At 60.1% G+C, this 18,529-nt stretch carries 16 protein-coding genes; 12 read left to right on the plus strand and 4 right to left on the minus strand.

Translation table 11 applies throughout. The annotated features are described in order from the left end of the window. Positions 1-8 precede the first annotated feature (8 nt). The 11 genes from arcA to AC6CIA_RS24765 all read left to right on the plus strand — a co-directional run bounded on the left by arcA (position 9) and on the right by AC6CIA_RS24765 (position 12,974). The gene (gene arcA / locus AC6CIA_RS24715) at positions 9-1,265 is read left to right on the plus strand and encodes an arginine deiminase (protein WP_498315722.1); all 1,257 of its coding nucleotides are present in this window, start codon (positions 9-11) and stop codon (positions 1,263-1,265) included. 69 nt (positions 1,266-1,334) lie between these two features. Beyond that, positions 1,335-2,345 (plus strand): ornithine carbamoyltransferase, encoded by a 1,011-nt coding sequence (locus AC6CIA_RS24720; RefSeq protein WP_498315723.1) that lies wholly within the window; start codon positions 1,335-1,337, stop codon positions 2,343-2,345. A 147-nt stretch (positions 2,346-2,492) separates the two neighbouring features. Beyond that, the gene (arcC, locus tag AC6CIA_RS24725) at positions 2,493-3,422 is read left to right on the plus strand and encodes a carbamate kinase (RefSeq protein ID WP_498315724.1); all 930 of its coding nucleotides are present in this window, start codon (positions 2,493-2,495) and stop codon (positions 3,420-3,422) included. Positions 3,423-3,481: 59 nt separating this feature from the next. After that, positions 3,482-3,844, plus strand: coding sequence for a DUF5064 family protein (locus tag AC6CIA_RS24730; protein WP_498315725.1), 363 nt, complete (start codon positions 3,482-3,484; stop codon positions 3,842-3,844). 195 nt (positions 3,845-4,039) lie between these two features. Next, positions 4,040-5,548 (plus strand): transcriptional regulator GcsR, encoded by a 1,509-nt coding sequence (gene gcsR / locus AC6CIA_RS24735; protein ID WP_339530744.1) that lies wholly within the window; start codon positions 4,040-4,042, stop codon positions 5,546-5,548. A gap of 276 nt (positions 5,549-5,824) precedes the next feature. Beyond that, on the plus strand, positions 5,825-6,208 hold the full coding sequence (gcvH, locus tag AC6CIA_RS24740) for a glycine cleavage system protein GcvH (RefSeq protein WP_498315726.1): 384 nt from the start codon (positions 5,825-5,827) through the stop codon (positions 6,206-6,208). Between the two features lie 10 nt (positions 6,209-6,218). Then, the gene (gene gcvP / locus AC6CIA_RS24745; protein WP_498315727.1) at positions 6,219-9,068 is read left to right on the plus strand and encodes an aminomethyl-transferring glycine dehydrogenase; all 2,850 of its coding nucleotides are present in this window, start codon (positions 6,219-6,221) and stop codon (positions 9,066-9,068) included. A gap of 178 nt (positions 9,069-9,246) precedes the next feature. Then, entirely contained in the window at positions 9,247-10,623 is a 1,377-nt protein-coding gene (locus AC6CIA_RS24750) for an L-serine ammonia-lyase (protein WP_498315728.1), read from the plus strand. A gap of 39 nt (positions 10,624-10,662) precedes the next feature. Continuing rightward, positions 10,663-11,787: a glycine cleavage system aminomethyltransferase GcvT gene (gene gcvT, locus AC6CIA_RS24755; protein ID WP_498315729.1), complete on the plus strand. Its 1,125-nt coding sequence runs from the start codon at positions 10,663-10,665 to the stop codon at positions 11,785-11,787. Positions 11,788-12,176: 389 nt separating this feature from the next. Then, a complete protein-coding gene (locus AC6CIA_RS24760) occupies positions 12,177-12,389 on the plus strand; it encodes a cold-shock protein (protein WP_003316897.1) in 213 nt (70 codons plus the stop codon). Between the two features lie 96 nt (positions 12,390-12,485). Further along, the gene (locus AC6CIA_RS24765; protein ID WP_339530733.1) at positions 12,486-12,974 is read left to right on the plus strand and encodes an RDD family protein; all 489 of its coding nucleotides are present in this window, start codon (positions 12,486-12,488) and stop codon (positions 12,972-12,974) included. Between the two features lie 365 nt (positions 12,975-13,339). On the opposite strand, the gene nadA is transcribed toward AC6CIA_RS24765, so the two are convergent. Together nadA and AC6CIA_RS24775 are read right to left on the minus strand one after the other, a co-directional pair. Next, on the minus strand, positions 13,340-14,398 hold the full coding sequence (gene nadA / locus AC6CIA_RS24770; RefSeq protein ID WP_498315730.1) for a quinolinate synthase NadA: 1,059 nt from the start codon (positions 14,396-14,398) through the stop codon (positions 13,340-13,342). A 196-nt stretch (positions 14,399-14,594) separates the two neighbouring features. After that, positions 14,595-15,494 (minus strand): LysR family transcriptional regulator, encoded by a 900-nt coding sequence (locus AC6CIA_RS24775; RefSeq protein ID WP_498315731.1) that lies wholly within the window; start codon positions 15,492-15,494, stop codon positions 14,595-14,597. Between the two features lie 109 nt (positions 15,495-15,603). Here AC6CIA_RS24775 and lldD point away from each other — a divergent pair, with 109 nt between their 5' ends. Then, positions 15,604-16,746, plus strand: coding sequence for an FMN-dependent L-lactate dehydrogenase LldD (lldD, locus tag AC6CIA_RS24780; protein WP_339530727.1), 1,143 nt, complete (start codon positions 15,604-15,606; stop codon positions 16,744-16,746). Positions 16,747-16,774: 28 nt separating this feature from the next. Here the strand turns inward: lldD and AC6CIA_RS24785 are convergent, their stop codons facing one another. Together AC6CIA_RS24785 and AC6CIA_RS24790 are read right to left on the minus strand one after the other, a co-directional pair. Then, positions 16,775-17,467 carry an RES family NAD+ phosphorylase gene (locus AC6CIA_RS24785; protein WP_498315732.1) on the minus strand — a complete coding sequence of 231 codons (693 nt, stop codon included), beginning with the start codon at positions 17,465-17,467 and terminating at the stop codon, positions 16,775-16,777. Then, the gene (locus AC6CIA_RS24790; protein WP_498315733.1) at positions 17,461-17,865 is read right to left on the minus strand and encodes a hypothetical protein; all 405 of its coding nucleotides are present in this window, start codon (positions 17,863-17,865) and stop codon (positions 17,461-17,463) included. Before AC6CIA_RS24790 ends, AC6CIA_RS24785 begins: the two co-directional genes overlap by 7 nt. Positions 17,866-18,529: the final 664 nt, after the last annotated feature.

Here is an 18,529-nt window from a genome sequence, read left to right on the forward strand (position 1 = left end):
GATCTGTAATGACCACCGAAAAAGTTAAGTACGGCGTACATTCCGAAGCCGGCAAACTGCGCAAAGTCATGGTGTGTTCCCCAGGCTTGGCCCATCAGCGGCTGACCCCCAATAACTGCGACGAGCTGCTGTTCGATGATGTGCTCTGGGTTGCCCAGGCCAAGCGCGACCATTTCGATTTCGTGACCAAAATGCGCGAGCGCAATATCGATGTGCTGGAGATGCACAACCTGCTGACCGATATCGTCGCCCTCCCCGACGCTCTGGACTGGATCCTGGAGCGCAAGATCACCGCCGACAGTGTCGGCCTGGGCCTGGTCAACGAAGTGAGTGCATGGCTGCGCAGCCTGGAACCACGCAAAGTCGCCGAGTTTTTGATCGGTGGCGTTTCGGCTGATGACCTGCCGGACAGCTTTGGTGGCAAGACCATCGAGATGTTCCGCGACTTCCTCGGCCACTCCAGCTTCATTTTGCCGCCGCTGCCCAACACTCAGTTCACCCGCGACACCACCTGCTGGATCTATGGCGGCGTGACGCTCAACCCGATGTACTGGCCGGCGCGACGCCAGGAAACCCTGCTGACCACCGCCATCTACAAGTTCCACCCCGAGTTCACCCACGCCGACTTCCAGATCTGGTACGGCGATCCCGACCAGCAGCACGGCAATGCCACGCTCGAGGGCGGTGACGTGATGCCGATCGGCAACGGCGTGGTGTTGATCGGCATGGGCGAACGTTCGTCGCGCCAGGCCATCGGCCAGCTCGCGCTTAACCTGTTCAAGAACAAAGCCGTGGAACGCGTGATCGTCGCGGGTTTGCCAAAATCCCGCGCGGCCATGCACCTGGACACCGTGTTCAGTTTCTGCGACCGCGACCTGGTCACCATCTTCCCGGAAGTGGTCAACCAAATCGTCGCCTTCAGCCTGCGCCCTGACGAAAGCAAACCCGGCGGTATCGACGTGCGCCGCGAAGACGCGAGTTTCCTCGACACCGTGGCCGCCGCGCTGAACCTGAAAACCCTGCGCGTGGTGGAGACCGGCGGCAACAGCTTCGCCGCCGAACGCGAGCAGTGGGATGACGGCAACAACGTGGTGGCCCTGGAGCCTGGCGTAGTGATCGGCTACGACCGCAACACCTACACCAACACCCTGCTGCGCAAGACCGGCGTGGAAGTCATCACCATCAGTGCCGGCGAACTGGGCCGTGGTCGGGGCGGCGGCCACTGCATGACCTGCCCGATCATTCGCGACCCGATCGATTATTAATTTTCAGGCCTTGGTCGCCGCTCATAAGGCGCCGACCAAGGGGATAACCTAAACAGAAGGAGATCCACCATGGCGTTCAATATGCGTAACCGCAGCCTGCTGTCGCTGATGCACCACACCACTCGCGAGCTGCACTACTTGCTGGACTTGTCCCGCGACCTCAAACGCGCCAAATACACCGGCACCGAGCGTCCACACCTGCAAGGCAAGAACATCGCGCTGATCTTTGAAAAAACCTCGACCCGTACCCGCTGCGCGTTCGAAGTCGCGGCTCACGATCAGGGCGCACACGTCACCTACATCGACCCGGTGTCGTCGCAGATCGGCCACAAGGAGAGCATGAAAGACACCGCCCGCGTTCTCGGCCGGATGTTCGATGCCATTGAGTACCGCGGCTTCGCCCAGGAAATCGTCGAAGAGCTGGCCACGTTCGCCGGCGTGCCCGTATTCAACGGTTTGACCGCCGAGTTCCACCCGACCCAAATGATCGCCGATACCCTGACCATGCGCGAGCACAGTGACAAGCCGCTGCATGACATCAGCTACGCGTACCTCGGCGACGCGCGCTACAACATGGGTAACTCGCTGCTGATGATCGGCGCCAAGCTGGGCATGGACGTGCGCATCGGCGCGCCGAAAGCCCTGTGGCCACAAGAGGACTTCATCAAGCAATGCCAGGCCTTTGCCGAGGAAAGTGGCGCGCGCATCACCCTCACCGAAGACCCGGCAGAGGCGGTCAAGGGCGTGGACTTCATCCATACCGATATCTGGGTGTCCATGGGTGAGCCCGTGGAGGCGTGGGACGAGCGCATCGAGCAACTGCTGCCGTATCAGGTCAATGCCAAGATGATGAAAGCCTCGGGCAACCCTCGAGTGAAGTTCATGCACTGCCTGCCGGCGTTCCATAACAGCGAAACCAAGGTCGGCAAGGACATCGCCGCGCGGTATCCGCACCTGGCCAATGGCGTGGAAGTGACAGAAGAGGTGTTTGAGTCCCCGGCCAACATCGCCTTCGAGCAGGCGGAAAACCGCATGCATACCATCAAGGCCATTCTGGTCTCGGCACTCGCGGATATCTAACCCCAACCGCGATCCCCCTGTAGGAGCGGGCTTGCTCGCGAAAAACTCAAGGACACCGCGCTCGTTCAGGATGAGCGCGTTATCCTTGACCTCCTTCGCGAGCAAGCTCGCTCCTACAGCGGACCGCGAGCTTAGAAGGAATGCATTATGCGTATCGTCGTCGCACTGGGCGGTAACGCCCTTCTGCGCCGTGGTGAACCCATGACGGCAGACAACCAACGCGCCAATATCCGAATCGCCACCGAACAGATCGCCAAGATCCACGCCGGCAACGAACTGGTCATCGCCCACGGCAATGGCCCGCAGGTCGGCCTGCTGTCGTTGCAGGCGGCCGCCTACACCAGCGTTTCAGCGTACCCGCTGGATGTGCTGGGCGCCGAAACCGAAGGCATGATCGGCTACATCATCGAACAGGAACTGGGCAACCTGCTGGAGTTCGAAGTACCGTTCGCCACCTTGTTGACCCAGGTGGAAGTGGACGCCAACGACCCGGCTTTCAAGCACCCGACCAAGCCTATCGGCCCGGTCTATTCGAAAGCCGAAGCCGAACAACTGGCGGCTGAAAAAGGCTGGGCGATTGCCCCCGATGGCGATAAGTACCGCCGCGTGGTGGCCAGCCCGCGGCCCAAACGCATCTTTGAGATCCGTCCGATCAAGTGGCTGCTGGAAAAGAACAGCATCGTGATCTGCGCCGGCGGCGGCGGGATTCCGACGATGTATGGCGAGGACGGCAAACTCAAGGGCATTGAAGCAGTCATCGACAAAGACCTGTGTTCCGCGTTGCTTGCCGAACAATTGGAGGCCGATCTGCTGGTGATCGCCACTGATGTCAGCGCGGCCTTTATCGACTTCGGCAAGCCTACCCAGAAAGCCATCGGCCAGGCGCACCCCGACGCCATGGAAAAACTCGGCTTCGCCGCCGGCTCCATGGGCCCGAAGGTCCAGGCCGCCTGCGAGTTCGCCCGCCACACTGGCAAAACCGCAGTGATCGGTTCACTCTCGGACATCGAAGCCATCGTCCAGGGCACCGCCGGCACGCGGATCAGCACGGCGAAATCCGGCATCAGTTACCTATAAAAATTCCCAGGGTGGGACTCAGGCCCACCCTGCTCCAATGCCTTGAAGGAGAAATGCCTATGGCCACTTTTGAACCCGGTCACTTGCACATTGAACGCCATGCACTGAACAAGGCGGACTACAGCTACAACCTGTGCATCGATTATGAAGTCAGCCAGGATCCCCAGGAAGGCAAGGGGATGCTGTTCAAGATGCACGGCTCGGTACAGGGCAAGGACCTCAAGGAAGAGTTCTTCCTGCCCAAGGACCAAGCCTTCGATTTTGCCCGGCACGCGATGAACATTGCACAGAAGTACGGCATGCCGAAGCTCGCGGTGTTGAATGGCTCGATGCACAAGCAGTACGACCTGATGTTTGAGGATGTGCGTCATCAGTTGGATGTGAAGCCGGGCGATCCGGTCAAACCCGAACACCTGGAGTAAGCGCAACGTATATCCCTTGTGGGAGCGGGCTTGCTCGCGATTGCGGTGTATCAGCCACCTGATGTATCAACTGATACACCGCATTCGCGAGCAAGCCCGCTCCCACATTGTGCTCTGCATCACCTGCCAGATTTCACCTGTCCCCTCCCACAAGGCATACTGCCCACCCTCCGCACTCCAGAATCAAAACTGTCCATGCGTATCCACGTCAGCTTCATCGACCGCGTCGGCATCACCCAGGAAGTCCTGGCGTTGCTCGGTGGGCGCAATCTCAATCTGGATGCGGTGGAAATGGTCCCGCCCAACGTCTACATCGACGCGCCGACCCTGAGCGCGGCGGTCCTGGAAGAGCTGCGCGACGCGCTGTTCAGCGTGCACGGGGTGCAAGCGGTGACGGTGGTGGACATCCTTCCCGGCCAACGTCGGCACCTGCAACTCGACGCCCTGCTGGCGGCCATGACCGATCCGGTGTTGGCCCTGGACAGCGCCGGCAAAGTGCTGTTGGCCAACCCGGCGTTGATTGCCCTCTACGGTCGCGAGCCTGCCGGAGAAAGCCTCGCCGAACTGTTTGACGATCCCGCGCTGCTGGACGCGTTGCTGGAACACGGTTTCCGTCTGCCGCTGCGCGAGATCAATGTCAACGGCCAGACCTTGTTGCTCGACGCCACGCCGATTACTGACGCCGGCGCGCTGCTCACTCTGTATCCACCCAACCGCATCGGCGAGCGGCTGTCGGCGCTGCACCACGACCATGCCGAAGGGTTTGACGCGCTGCTGGGCGAATCCCCGGCGATTCGCACGCTCAAGGTGCGCGCGCAACGGGTCGCGGCGCTGGATGCCCCGTTGTTGATCCAGGGCGAAACCGGTACCGGCAAAGAATTGGTGGCCCGCGCCTGTCACGCCATCAGCGCGCGCCACAGCTCGCCCTTCCTGGCGCTGAACTGTGCGGCACTCCCGGAAAACCTGGCCGAGAGCGAACTGTTCGGCTACGCCCCCGGCGCCTTTACCGGAGCCCAACGCGGCGGCAAACCAGGGCTGATGGAACTGGCCAACCAAGGCACGGTATTTCTCGATGAAATCGGCGAGATGTCGCCCTATTTACAGGCCAAGTTGCTGCGTTTTCTCAACGACGGCAGCTTCCGTCGCGTGGGCGGCGACCGTGAGATCAAGGTCAATGTACGCATCCTCAGCGCCACGCATCGCGACCTGGAAAAGATGGTCGGCGAAGGCACCTTCCGCGAAGACCTGTTCTATCGCCTGAACGTGCTCAACGTCGAAGTCCCACCGTTGCGCGAACGTGGCCAGGACATCCTGTTGCTGGCCCGCTACTTCATGCAGCAAGCCTGCGCGCAGATCCAGCGCCCGGTCTGCCGCCTGGCGCCCGGGACCTATCCGGCGCTGCTGGGCAACCGCTGGCCCGGCAACGTACGGCAGTTGCAAAACGTGATTTTCCGCGCCGCCGCAATCTGTGAAAGCAGCCTGGTGGATATCGGTGACCTGGATATCGCCGGCACATCGGTGGCGCGCCAGGGGGACGGTGAAGTCGACAGCCTGGAACAGGCGGTGGAAGATTTCGAACGTTCGTTGCTGGAGAAGCTGTATGTCAGCTACCCATCGACCCGCCAACTGGCGAGCCGCCTGCAGACTTCCCACACTGCCATCGCCCATCGCTTGCGCAAGTACGGCATCCCCACCAAGTCCTGACGTCAAAAGCGACCTCCATCTGTACTGAAAGCGCTACAGTGGAACGATATCGCTACACCCCCGTCGCCTGCACGCCACGCAAGGCTTTGATCCTCATAGGCTTTTTTTAAGCGTCTCCGCTGTAGCGATATCGCTACAGCTGGCTGGAGCTTGCCCTCACTGAAATACAATAACCTATTGATTTTTAAAGACTAAAAAACATTGGCCGCGTTTTTGCTAAGGACTTACCTATTCCAATCCCGTCCACCAGACGATTCTGGCCCCTGAGGAGTTTCCATGAGCGAGTTGCGTTTCACTGAAGATCACGAATGGCTGCGCGCCGAAGCCGACGGCAGCGTCACCGTGGGCATCACCGCTTTCGCGCAGAACGCGCTGGGTGACGTGGTTTTCGTGCAACTGCCTGAATTACAGGCCTACGACAAGGGCGCGGAAGCGTCCACCGTGGAATCGGTCAAGGCCGCCAGCGGTGTCTATATGCCCCTCACTGGTGAAGTGCTGGAAGTCAACGAGACGCTCAGCGACAGCCCGGAACTGGTCAACGAAGACCCGATGGGCGAAGGCTGGTTCTTCCGTTTTAAACCGGCTGATGCCGACGCAGTAGCTAAGCTGTTGGATCAGGATGCGTACGATCGCCTGATCAAAGCCAACGCGGAAGCTTGAGGAGCGCGCCATGACCATTCAACTGACGACCGCCAACGAATTCATCGCTCGCCACATCGGCCCGCGCCAGGACGACGAGCAGCAAATGCTTGCCAGCCTGGGCTTTGATTCCCTCGAAGCGCTGAGCGCCAGCGTGATCCCGGAAAGCATCAAGGGCACTTCGGTGCTGGGCATGGACGACGGCTTGAGCGAAGCCGATGCCCTGGCTTCCATCAAGGCCATCGCGGCCAAGAACCAACTGTTCAAGACCTACATCGGCCAGGGCTACTACAACTGCCACACGCCTGCGCCGATCCTGCGCAACCTGTTGGAAAATCCGGCCTGGTACACCGCCTACACCCCGTATCAGCCAGAGATTTCCCAAGGCCGCCTGGAAGCGCTGCTGAACTTCCAGACGCTGATCAGCGACCTCACCGGCCTGCCGATCGCCAACGCTTCCCTGCTGGACGAAGCCACCGCCGCCGCCGAAGCCATGACCTTCTGCAAGCGCCTGAGCAAGAACAAGGGCAGTCACGCCTTCTTTGCCTCGATCCACAGCCACCCGCAAACCCTTGATGTGCTGCGCACCCGCGCCGAGCCGCTGGGCATCGAGGTGGTGGTCGGCGACGAGCGCGAATTGAGCGACGTCAGCGCGTTCTTCGGTGCCCTGCTGCAATACCCGGCCAGTAACGGGGACGTGTTCGACTACCGCGCACTGACCGAGCGATTCCACGCCGCCAACGCCCTGGTGGCCGTGGCCGCGGACCTGCTGGCCCTGACCCTGCTGGCGCCACCGGGCGAATTCGGCGCCGATGTGGCCATCGGCAGCGCGCAACGCTTTGGCGTGCCACTGGGCTTCGGTGGACCGCACGCGGCTTACTTCTCCACCAAGGATGCGTTCAAGCGGGATATGCCGGGCCGTCTGGTGGGCGTCTCCGTCGACCGCTTCGGCAAGCCGGCCCTGCGCCTGGCGATGCAGACCCGCGAGCAACATATCCGCCGCGAGAAAGCCACCAGCAACATCTGCACCGCCCAAGTGCTGCTGGCCAACATTGCCAGCATGTACGCCGTGTACCACGGCCCAAAAGGCCTGACCCAGATCGCCCAACGCATCCATCACCTGACCGCGATCCTGGCCAACGGCTTGAATGCCCTGGGCCTGCAGGTCGAGCAGGAAAACTTCTTCGACACCCTGACGATCAAGACCGGCGCCAACACCGCAGCCCTGCACGACAAGGCCCGCGCCCAACGCATCAACCTGCGTGTAGTGGACGCTGAACGCCTGGGCGTGTCGGTGGACGAAACCACTGCGCAAGCCGACATTGAAACCCTGTTCGCGCTGTTCGCCGGCGACAAGGCGACGCCGGACTTCGCGGCCCTGGCCGCCAGCGTCGACAGCACTCTGCCGGCCGCGCTGCTGCGCCAGTCGCCGATCCTCAGCCATCCGGTGTTCAACCGTTATCACTCGGAAACCGAGCTGATGCGCTACCTGCGCAAGCTGGCCGACAAGGATCTGGCGCTGGATCGCACCATGATCCCGCTGGGTTCGTGCACCATGAAACTCAACGCCGCCAGCGAAATGATCCCGGTGACCTGGGCCGAATTCGGCGCGCTGCATCCCTTCGCGCCCGCCGCACAAAGCGCCGGCTACCAGCAACTGACCACCGAACTGGAAGCCATGCTCTGCGCGGCCACCGGCTACGACGCGATTTCACTGCAACCCAACGCCGGTTCCCAGGGTGAATACGCCGGCCTGCTGGCGATTCGTGCCTATCACCAGAGCCGTGGCGATGAGCGTCGTGACATCTGCCTGATTCCCTCGTCGGCCCACGGCACCAACCCGGCCACCGCCAACATGGCTGGCATGCGCGTGGTCGTTACCGCCTGCGATGCGCGGGGCAACGTTGATATCGAGGATTTGCGTGCCAAGGCCATCGAGCACCGCGACCACCTCGCCGCGCTGATGATCACCTACCCGTCGACCCACGGCGTGTTCGAAGAAGGTATCCGCGAGATCTGCGGGATCATTCATGACAACGGCGGCCAGGTATACATCGACGGCGCCAACATGAACGCAATGGTTGGCCTCTGCGCACCCGGCAAGTTCGGCGGCGACGTGTCGCACCTGAACCTGCACAAGACCTTCTGCATTCCGCACGGCGGCGGCGGTCCGGGCGTTGGCCCGATTGGCGTCAAATCCCACCTCGCACCCTTCCTGCCTGGCCACGCCGCCATGGAGCGCAAGGCAGGCGCGGTGTGCGCGGCGCCGTTCGGCAGCGCGAGCATCCTGCCAATCACCTGGATGTACATCAGCATGATGGGCGGTGCGGGCCTCAAGCGCGCCTCACAGTTGGCGATCTTGAACGCCAACTACATTTCCCGCCGCCTGGAAGAACACTATCCCGTGCTGTACACCGGCAGCAACGGCCTGGTGGCACACGAGTGCATTCTGGATCTGCGCCCGTTGAAAGACAGCAGCGGTATCAGCGTGGATGACGTGGCCAAGCGCCTGATCGACTTCGGTTTCCATGCGCCGACCATGTCATTCCCGGTCGCCGGCACCTTGATGATCGAGCCGACCGAGAGTGAATCCAAGGAAGAACTGGACCGCTTCTGCGACGCCATGATCGCCATCCGCGAAGAGATCCGCGCGGTGGAAAACGGCACATTGGACAAAGACGACAACCCACTGAAAAACGCTCCGCACACCGCTGCGGAACTGGTCGGTGAATGGAGTCACCCTTACAGTCGTGAACAAGCGGTGTATCCACTGGCGTCGTTGATCGAAGGCAAGTACTGGCCGCCGGTCGGCCGGGTCGACAACGTGTTTGGCGATCGTAACCTCGTTTGCGCATGCCCTTCGATCGAGAGCTACGCCTGATCTGACTGAGTGAATACGCTCAAAAATGTGGGAGCGGCGGTGCGACGATTCGACTTGCTCGCGAATGCGGTGGTTCAGTCACCAGATGCATCAACTGACACTCTGCGTTCGCGAGCAAGCCCGCTCCCACAATTAGACCGATTGCACCCGACACATAATAAGAAACCGGAGAACAACCATGTCCCTTAGCGTGTTCGACCTGTTCAAGATTGGCATCGGCCCCTCCAGTTCCCATACCGTCGGCCCGATGCGCGCGGCAGCCCGATTCGTCGAAGGCCTCAAGCGTGACAGCCTGCTCGACAGCACCACCTGCGTCAAAGTGGAACTCTACGGGTCACTCGGCGCCACCGGCAAAGGTCACGGCAGCGACAAGGCCGTGCTGCTGGGCCTGGAAGGTGAACACCCCGACAGCGTAAACACCGAAACCGTGCCCGCGCGCCTGCAAGAGATTCGCGGCAACGCACGTTTGAATCTGCTCGGCGAACACAGCATTGCGTTCAACGAGAAAGAACACCTGGCGATGATTCGCAAACCCTTGGCCTATCATCCCAACGGCATGATCTTTCGCGCCTTTGACGCCGCCGGCTTGCAGATTCGCAGTCGCGAATACTACTCGGTCGGCGGCGGGTTTGTGGTGGATGAAGATGCCGCCGGCGCCGACCGGATTGTCGAAGACGCCACGCCGCTGACCTTCCCGTTCAAAAGTGCCAAGGACTTGCTCGGTCATTGCACCACCTATGGGCTGTCCATCAGCCAGGTCATGCTGACCAACGAAAGTGCCTGGCGCCCGGAAGCGGAAACCCGCAGCCGCTTGCTGAACATCTGGCAGGTGATGCAGGACTGCGTGGACGCGGGCTGTCGCAACGAAGGCATTCTGCCCGGTGGGCTGAAGGTCAAGCGACGGGCGGCGGCGTTGCATCGTCAGCTGTGCAAAAACCCCGAGTCCTCACTGCGCGATCCGTTATCGGTGCTTGACTGGGTCAACCTGTATGCCTTGGCGGTCAATGAAGAAAACGCCAACGGCGGTCGCGTGGTGACCGCGCCTACCAACGGTGCCGCCGGTATCGTGCCCGCAGTGTTGCATTACTACATGCGCTTTATCCCCGGTGCCAGCGAAGACGGCGTGGTGCGTTTCCTGCTCACCGCCGCCGCGATCGGCATCCTCTATAAAGAAAATGCCTCGATTTCCGGCGCCGAAGTCGGTTGCCAGGGCGAAGTCGGCGTGGCTTGTTCGATGGCCGCCGGGGCCTTGTGCGAGGTGCTGGGCGGCACGGTTTCCCAAGTGGAGAACGCCGCCGAGATTGGCATGGAACACAACCTCGGCCTGACCTGCGATCCCATCGGTGGGCTGGTACAGGTGCCCTGTATCGAGCGCAACGCCATGGGTTCGGTCAAGGCCATCAATGCGGTGCGCATGGCGTTGCGCGGCGACGGGCAACACTTCGTCTCGCTGGACAAGGTCATCCGCACCATGCGCCAGACCGGCGCCGACATGAAAAGCAAATACAAGGAAACCGCCCGCGGCGGTTTGGCGGTCAACATTATCGAGTGCTGACGCCGACTGGCGCGTCCGCACGTTTTTCAGGAGCTGAATATGTCCACCGAAACCCTGTTGAAAACCCCATTGCACGCCCTGCATATCGAACTGGGCGCACGCATGGTGCCGTTCGCCGGCTACGACATGCCGGTGCAATACCCGTTGGGCGTGATGAAGGAACACCTGCACACCCGTGAACAGGCCGGGTTGTTCGATGTGTCGCACATGGGCCAGATTCGCCTGACCGGCGCCAATGCCGCCAAGGCCCTGGAAACCTTGGTGCCAGTGGACATCATCGACCTGCCGGTGGGCATGCAGCGTTATGCCATGTTTACCAACGATGAGGGTGGCATCCTCGATGACCTGATGGTCGCCAACCTGGGCAATGACGAACTGTTCCTGGTGGTCAACGCGGCCTGCAAGGACCAGGACCTGGCTCACCTGCGCCAGCACATTGGTGATCAATGCAGCATCGAACCGCTGTTCGAGGAACGCGCGCTGCTCGCCCTGCAAGGTCCGGCGTCGGTCAAGGTGCTCGCGCGGCTGGCACCCGAAGTCAGCAAAATGACCTTCATGCAGTTCGCCACCCTGCGCCTGCTGGGGGTGGATTGCTATGTCAGCCGCTCTGGCTACACCGGCGAAGACGGCTTTGAAATCTCCGTCCCCGCGGCCAATGCTGAAAGCCTGGCCCGTAGCCTGCTGGCCGAAACCGAAGTACAGGCCATCGGCCTGGGTGCCCGCGACTCTTTGCGCCTGGAAGCCGGGCTGTGCCTTTACGGCCACGACATGAACACCGGGACCACCCCAATCGAGGCCAGCCTGCTGTGGGCCATTTCCAAGGCCCGACGCGCCGATGGAGCACGCGCCGGTGGTTTCCCCGGTGCCGACCGCATCTTCACCCAGCAGCAAACCGGCATCAGCCGCAAGCGCGTGGGCCTGCTCCCCCAAGAGCGCACCCCGGTGCGTGAAGGCGCGGAAATCGTCGACGAGCACGGTAAGGTGATCGGTAGCGTGTGCAGTGGCGGCTTTGGGCCGAGCCTGGGTGGCCCGCTCGCCATGGGTTATGTCGACAGTGCATTTACCACCCTGGACAGCGAAGTAGCCGCACTGGTGCGTGGGAAAAAGGTCCCACTTCGTGTAAGTAAAATGCCATTCGTCCCACAACGTTACTATCGTGGTTGATTGACTGTTTCTATAAGTAACGCGGTTGCGTGCATATGCACTAATCTGTAACGCAACCGCCATAAAACAGTGCATTGACGATAGTCAACGCTATGTGGATCAGTCGATAACAAGTGATCTACGCTATCGAATAAGCCGCTTCGACAATGTTCGCCGAAGTGTGATCAAGCCGAGCAAATACGTGGCCTGCAGAGGGCTTGTTTTTTCTGTATTAGTTGGCGTAGAGTTTGCCCACTGTGTTTGCATGGGTCGCTTGGAACCTGGACCTGGGCAGTAGCCAAAGTTTGCTACAACCCGTTCGACGTCTCTTACTTTCCTGCAACCCAGCCCAGTACTCTTTCAGGTGAAAGGGGCTGTCATTAATTTTTAGCGTCAAAGGAAAGAAGAAAATGGCTGAACGTCAGAGCGGTACCGTCAAGTGGTTTAACGACGAGAAAGGGTTTGGTTTTATCACTCCAGAAAGCGGTCCGGATCTGTTCGTGCATTTCCGCGCTATCCAGGGCAACGGCTTCAAGAGCCTGAAAGAAGGCCAGAAAGTCACCTTCATCGCCGTGCAAGGCCAGAAAGGCATGCAGGCTGACGAAGTACAAGCGGAAGGCTGATCCCTCCTGCGACAAAAAGCCCCTGATGGTGACATCAGGGGCTTTTTTATGTGCGTTTGTCCGTAAAATGGCGTTTTCCCTCCAGAGAGCCCAGCCATGTCGAAACACCTGCTAAGCCCACAAGGCGAATTTCCCGCCGTTGGCCTGGGCCGTCGTCTGGCAGCGATGTTCTATGACTTCCTGTTGTGTACCGCCCTGCTGATTGTCACAGCCTTCATCTACAAGCTGGTGTGGATCGCCTTTGTCGGCGAAACCCGGATGCGCGCCCTCTCCGAATCCGGCGCCCTGGACGGTGACCCACTGCTGTCGACGATTCTGTTTTTTGTGCTGTTCGGCTTCTTCGCCAAGTTCTGGACCCATTCCGGGCAGACGTTGGGCATGCAGGTGTGGGGTGTTCGCGTGCAGAACGCGGACGGTTCGCGCATCAGCTTGTGGCAGGCGTTGTTGCGCTTTGTGGTGTCAATTGCATCGTGGTTATGCGCGGGGCTGGGGTTTATCTGGTCGCTGATCGACAAGAAAAAACGCGCCTGGCATGACATCTATTCGGACACGCAGCTGGTGCGGATCCCGAAGCAGAAGAAATAACCCGGGACCCACGAACGAGCCCTGAGGCCGCCCCTCAGAAATTTCCGGACTTGTCCTGTGAGTGACCTGTCCTGTGGGTGACTTATCCTGTGGGTGACTTATCCTGTGGCGAGGGGGCTTGTCCCCCGTTGGGCTGCGCAGCAGCCCCAATAAAAACGAGTGCGGTGTATCAGGCACTCCTCTGCGGCTGGTCTGGGGGCTGCTTCGCAGCCCAACGGGGGACAAGCCCCCTCGCCACAGGACAAGCCCTCACTCACAGGACAAGCCCTCATTCACAGGACAACCCCCTCGCCACAGACAAGCGCCCTCGCCACAGGGACAGGCCTCTTTATCAGAGGACAATCCTCTCACCCCAAGGCGCTCACTCAGGCATTGCCAGCCAGTTTCAGGCGCGCCGCCTGGGTGAAGTCGAGCATGCGCTTGAGTGGACGGACCGCATGGGGGATCAGGGATGGCTCGACGAATATCTCATTGCTCCCTTCACGCAGGCATTGCAGGGTGCGCTCCAGGGTATTCATCGCCATCCACGGACAGTGCGCGCAACTGCGGCATGCCGCGCCGTTACCGGCGGTGGGCGCCTCCACGAATACCTTGTCCGGGCACAACTGCTGCATCTTGTAGAAGATGCCGCGGTCGGTGGCGACGATAAAGGTCTTGTTCGGCAAGCGTTGCGCGGCGGCGATCAGCTGGCTGGTGGACCCCACGGCATCCGCCAGTTCGATCACCGCCGTCGGTGATTCCGGGTGCACCAGGATCGCGGCGTCCGGGTACAACGCCTTCATGTCTTCCAACTGCTTGGACTTGAACTCTTCGTGGACGATGCAGGCGCCGTCCCAGAGCAGCATGTCGGCACCGGTCTGGCGCTGGATGTAGGTGCCCAAGTGCTTGTCCGGGCCCCAGATAATCGTCTCGCCGTTGTCCATCAGGCTTTCGACGATCTCCAACGCGCAGCTGGACGTCACCACCCAGTCAGCCCTGGCCTTGACCGCCGCCGAGGTGTTGGCGTAGACCACCACGGTACGCTCGGGGTGTTGATCGCAGAAGGCGGAAAATTCGTCCACCGGGCAGCCCAGGTCCAGGGAGCAGGTCGCCTCCAGCGTCGGCATCAGGATGCGTTTTTCGGGGGTGAGGATTTTCGCCGTCTCGCCCATGAAGCGCACACCGGCGACCAGTACCGTCTTGGCCGGATGCGCGGCGCCGAAGCGGGCCATTTCCAGGGAGTCGGAAACGCAGCCGCCGGTTTCCTCGGCCAGGGCCTGAATCACCGGATCACAGTAGAAGTGGGCGACCAGCACCGCGTCTTGAGCCTTGAGCTCAGCGGCAATGGCGGAACGTAAGTTCGCCTCTTCCTCGGCACTCAGCGCCTTGGGCTGCTTGGCGTCGAGGTGGGCTTGAACCAGAAGGCGTTCGGAAATTTGCGTCATGTTCGCAAGACCTGCAGGCGCAGTTGCGCGAAAGTCGAGTGTATCACCGGCTCTGGAACCCTTTGGGCACCGCCGGACGAAGTGATTGTGTACATCAAGCACGGTTAACGGTGAAGCTGCGCAAGGCTACAGAATATCGAATGGATTCAAAAGCCTAATCTGGCGCATAGGCCCATTCCCTCCCAACACGAGCACCTCAGCCTTTAGTCGCCGCGGGTACGTTGCCCATTTCCCTGGCAAGCTCCAGCCAGGCACGCGCCGCTTGCGGGAGATGCGCATGGCGTCTCCAGGCCAGCGCAATGTGCCAGTCGGTCCGAGGCTCATCCAGGGGCGTGAGGGCGATGCCGGGATGCCGGTGTTTGTAGGCAAGCATCTGCGGCAGAAACGCGACACCCAGGCCAGCACTGACCAAATCCACGATGAAATCGATTTGCGCGCTGCGGGCCGTCACGCGAGGCACCACGCCCCGCCGCTCGCAGGCATTCAGAATGATGGGATTGAGGGCAAAGCCGGCCTCGTAAAGAATGAACGGAGAATCAGCCAGATCGGAAAAATTCACCTGCGCCCGTCCGGCCAGGGGATGATCCATCGGCATCACCACCATCAACGGCTCGACCCGTACGTCTTGATATTCAAACTCGCCTTCAACCGGCACCAACAAGGCTGCCAAATCCACCTGACCGGCCTGCAGGCATTGCGCAAGTTTCTTGCTGCCGTGCTCGATCAATTGAATCTCGATATCCGGATAGCGCCGCCGATACAGCGCAAACATTGCGGCGAACAACTCCCCGCTGCCTACCGGCGGTAAACCAATCCGCAACACGCCGCGCTTGAGCCCCAGCAGGTCATTGATCTCGGCCACCAGGTCGCTGCGCTCGGCCAGCAGCACCAGCGCACGACGGTAGGCAATTTCACCGGCCGCTGTCAGCTCGCTCTTATGTCCGATGCGATTGAACAGAGGCGTACCCAACTCGTCCTCAAGGGTCCTGACCGCTTTGCTGACGCTGGATTGGGTGAGCGAAACCACCTCTGCCGCCTGTGAGAAGCCGCCTTGGCGCACCACTTCGACAAAGGTGCGCAACGTGCGAAGGTTCATGTGTATTCCGTTTGCGACTTGATTAAAGTTGGAAAAGTTGTTTTTACCATGAATAGCCTTTGTCTATCCTGCCAACCACCGTTCTATTTATTCCGGGGACTCACTGTTCATGATCATCTCGTCCGCATCGGATTACCGCGAAGCCGCACGCCGCAAGCTGCCGCGCTTTTTGTTCGACTATATCGACGGTGGCGCCTACGCCGAGCACACGCTCAAGGCCAACAGCTCGGACCTTGCCGACATCAGTCTGCGCCAACGCATCCTGCGCAACGTCGAGAGCCTGAGTCTGGAAACCACACTGTTCGATCAGCCACTGGCGATGCCGGTAGTCATGAGCCCAGTCGGCCTGACCGGCATGTTCGCCCGTCGCGGGGAAGTTCAGGTAGCGAAAGCGGCGGCCAACAAAGGTATTCCCTTCTGCCTGTCGACCGTCTCGGTTTGTCCGATCGAGGAGGTCGCGTCGCAGACTGCACAATCCATCTGGTTCCAGCTCTACGTATTGAAAGATCGCGGGTTCATGAAAAACGCCCTGGAGCGCGCGCAGGCGGCCGGGGTAAAAACCCTGGTATTCACCGTCGACATGCCAACGCCTGGCGCACGCTATCGCGACGCCCACTCCGGAATGTCCGGACCTTACGCAGCGCAGCGGCGGATGTTGCAAGCCGTGACCAAACCGGCCTGGGCCCTGGATGTCGGGCTCATGGGCCGCCCGCATGACCTGGGCAATATTTCCAGGTACCTGGGCAAACCGACCCACCTTGAAGATTACATCGGTTGGCTGGCCACCAACTTCGATCCCTCCATCAGTTGGAAGGACCTGGAGTGGATCCGCGAATTCTGGAAAGGCCCAATGATCATCAAAGGCATCCTCGATCCTCAGGACGCCAGGGATGCCGTGAGTTTCGGCGCGGACGGCATCGTCGTCTCCAACCACGGCGGGCGCCAGCTGGATGGCGTGCTGTCTACCGCCAAGGCCTTGCCGGCAATCGCCCAGGCGGTGGGCAGCGACCTCACGGTATTGGTCGACTCCGGCGTTCGTTCGGGGTTGGACGTGGTGCGCATGCTGGCCCTGGGCGCAAGAGCTGTATTACTGGGTCGAGCGCCGGCGTACGCCTTGGCGGCTGATGGGCAGCGCGGCGTGGAGAATCTGCTGGATATCTTTGCCAAGGAAATGCGCGTGGCGATGACCCTGACCGGGGTTACGTCGATTGCACAGATTGATGAGTCAACCCTGGTTCAAGGGCGGATCTGAGTAAACTCGGTCTCTATTTACGGGATGCTCAGGTTTCGCTGATCTTGCTGACGCTGGTGATCTGGCCGTTCCAGATCATCTCGTAATGCGCAGCCTGGACAATCGACACCACGACCTTGGGCGTCAGCAGTGCCCAGCAATAATTGCCCGGTGCACGCACGGACAGGTAGCGAAGGCCCGGATAACCGGCCTGCTTGAGCGCGCTTCCCAGGCGTCGCGCGTGGGAATAGTCATCGGGGTCGTAGAGCGGGTCGGTGAGCGGCACCGACGCCGCATCCTTCATCGCAGCGTCCACAAAAGAACAGGACAGCCCGCGAAATACAAAGCGCTCAAAGTTGAGGCCTTGCACCTGCGACCAGTACTGATTCTGGTGATAGCGGACTTCCGCCAGCGCAGTCTCCATCGTGGCCGCCAGGTACAGCACACCAAAACTGCCATCGCTGAAACGCGACCCGGCGGGGTTTATGTGGGTGAACGGCGCGATCGCGTATGAACAGCCGGGAATACCAAAAGGGATTTCGCGGCGAGGTATCAACTCCAGCACGCCAACCTGATTGCTCAGCCGGGGATTGGTCAGGGCTTGAATCTGATACAGCACGTCAAACTCATCGGCGTCCGCCACATCGTCAAACAAGGCAATTGGCGGAAACTTGGAGTTGACCAGCCGATAAGCCTGCACGTGCTCCCCGGCCAGATTACCCAAGTGTTCCAACATCACCATTGCGCTCCACGCAGCGCATCAATCCGGCGAAAGGTCTCGTACAGCGAAATCATATCGCCCTGAGCCATGATCTCGAGCGGGGTTCGACCGTTGAAGAAACTGTTGTCGTTCACCATCCCCGGGAAGCCGTACACGTTCTCGGGATTATCAAAAACCAAGCGCAACGTGGCGTGGATATTCAGCACAAAGCTGATGCGCTGCATCTGGTCGTGATCCAAGCCGATGCTCCATTCACCACCACGCTGTTTGGCTCGGGTGTAGGTACTGCGTGAGATACGCAGGATGCGACAGACCTGGTCGCTGCTGGCCTGCCATTTCTCGAGAATGCTCACGGCCGTGCGCAATCCGCTTACACACTGATCCTTGGTGAACCCTTGAGGCTGGAGAGCCAAAGACATAATCGTCACCTGCAATATGTTCTATAGACTCAAATATAGACAAATTGCGCCCACAGAACAAATAACGGGCAAAAAAAACCCGGAAATCCTCACTTGCGTGGGCCTTCCGGATTTTCTAAACCGCTAAAAATGGTGGGTCGTGTGGGATTCGAACCTACGACTAAATTGGTTAATGTGAATCGCTTTCCAGCATTATTGCTCAACGATTGTGAGCATTGATCTTGCGCAGCCAGCCCCGCCTGAAAGGCCATATCCGGTAACCCGCCATACAAAAAACAGCTCGCCCTTGAAGCGTCTTAACCTCCCGACACAGTACTTTCAAAGGGTTGCCCTGCTGGCAAAATCAACCCAAATGCGCCTCATAAAAACGCACGAACATACCCTCTCGAAAAGAGGTTCCCACGTGACGGACTCACTCAGCTGTAAATGTTCGCCAATGTCTACCTCGTCGATACTCCGTGCCGCGCGGATGGTCACAGGGTGTGTGAGTCGGTTTCAACTATATACTTTCGGGCTGTCAGCCAGCCCAAGTCGGGTGAGTTCAATCACGTCTTGCGCCTGTTGCAGTACCCGGCATTTCCATGAGTCGGTATCAATATAGAAGGCATCGCGCAGCTGACGTTTAATCTGCAACTGTCGGGCGTTTGTGACCACGGATTGGTTA

The organism is Pseudomonas sp. GQ91 (genome assembly GCF_059758795.1).